This window comes from Brucella haematophila (genome assembly GCF_005938105.1).
Lineage (GTDB): Bacteria > Pseudomonadota > Alphaproteobacteria > Rhizobiales > Rhizobiaceae > Brucella > Brucella haematophila.
The window spans coordinates 1-1,503 of sequence record NZ_VCPE01000050.1 but is presented as its reverse complement, the minus strand read 5'-3'; the positions used below and the strand labels follow the sequence as shown (position 1 = coordinate 1,503).

Genomic DNA, 1,503 nt, shown 5'->3' with positions numbered 1-1,503 from the left:
GCCAGATGCTGGATCGCGCCGGAAATGCCGACAGCGATGTAAAGCTCCGGTGCAACAACCTTGCCCGTCTGGCCAACCTGCCAGTCGTTTGGCGCATAGCCCGCATCGACAGCCGCACGGCTGGCGCCAACCGCCGCACCGAGCTTGTCGGCAACCGGCAGGATCACTTCCTGGAACTTTTCAGCCGAACCAAGCGCACGACCGCCCGAGATAATGATCTTGGCCGAGGTCAGTTCCGGACGATCCGAAGCCGACAGCGCATTGCCAACAAAGCTCGACAATGCCGGATCGGCAGGCACGGTCGCAGTTTCAACCGCAGCCGAACCGCCGTCACCGGTGGCCTGGAAAGAAGCCGTGCGCACCGTGATCACCTTCTTGGCGTCGGTGGACTGCACCGTCTGGATTGCATTGCCTGCATAGATCGGACGCTTGAACGTGTCTGCCGATACGACTTCCATGATTTCGGAAAGCTGCATCACATCGAGAAGTGCTGCAACGCGCGGCAGGATGTTCTTGGCCGAAGTCGTCGCCGGTGCGATGATCGTGTCGTAATTGGCGGCGAGTGCCACGATGAGTGCTGCCGTCGGCTCAGCCAGACGGTTTTCCAGCGCATCGCTTTCAGCCAGCAGAACCTTGCGCACGCCTTTCAGCTTGGCAGCAGCATCGGCTGCTGCCTTTGCACCCTTGCCAGCAACCAGAATATCGACATCGCCGCCGATCTGGGCGGCTGCCGTCAGCGCCTTTGCCGTCTGGTCCGAAAGGGTTGCATTGTCATGTTCGGCAAAAAGAAGAATAGCCATTTACTGTGTCCCTTCCGATTTCTTAGATGATGCCGTCGGCTTTCAACTTCTCGACCAGCTCGCCAACCGAGCCAACCTTGACGCCAGCCTTGCGGCCACCCGGTTCTTCGGTCTTCAGGACCTTCAGGCGCGCCGTGATATCGGCGCCGAAATCGGCAGGCGACTTCTCGTCCAGCGGCTTCTTCTTCGCCTTCATGATATTTGGCAGCGATGCATAGCGCGGCTGGTTCAAACGAAGATCAACCGTGACAATCGCCGGAAGCTTCACATCGATGGTCTGCAGACCGCCATCCACTTCGCGCGTGACCTTGGCCGAACCGTCGCCCAGTTCCACTTTCGAGGCAAAGGTTGCCTGGCTCCAGTTGAGGAGCGCCGACAGCATCTGGCCGGTCTGGTTGGCATCGTCGTCAATGGCCTGCTTGCCGAGGAAGACGAGGTCTGGCTTTTCTGCATCGACCACGCCCTTCAAGACCTTGGCGACGCCGAGCGGCTCGACTGTCTCGTCGGTCTTCACCAGGATCGCGCGGTCCGCACCCATGGCAAGTGCCGTGCGCAGTGTTTCCTGCGCCTGTGCCGGGCCAACCGAAACAGCCACAATCTCCGTGACCTTGCCAGCTTCCTTCAGGCGGATCGCCTCTTCAACCGCAATCTCGTCGAACGGGTTCATCGACATCTTCACATTCGAAAGCTCAACGCCTGATCC

At 59.8% G+C, this 1,503-nt stretch carries 2 protein-coding genes; both read right to left on the bottom strand.

What is annotated here, in order from left to right:
• Positions 1-800, bottom strand: an 800-nt coding sequence (locus FGI60_RS26150; protein WP_138787580.1) for an electron transfer flavoprotein subunit alpha/FixB family protein, incomplete at its 3' end; no start/stop codon positions are given.
• A gap of 22 nt (positions 801-822) precedes the next feature.
• Positions 823-1,503 (bottom strand): electron transfer flavoprotein subunit beta/FixA family protein (locus FGI60_RS26145; protein WP_138787579.1); only part of this gene is annotated, 681 nt, incomplete at its 5' end.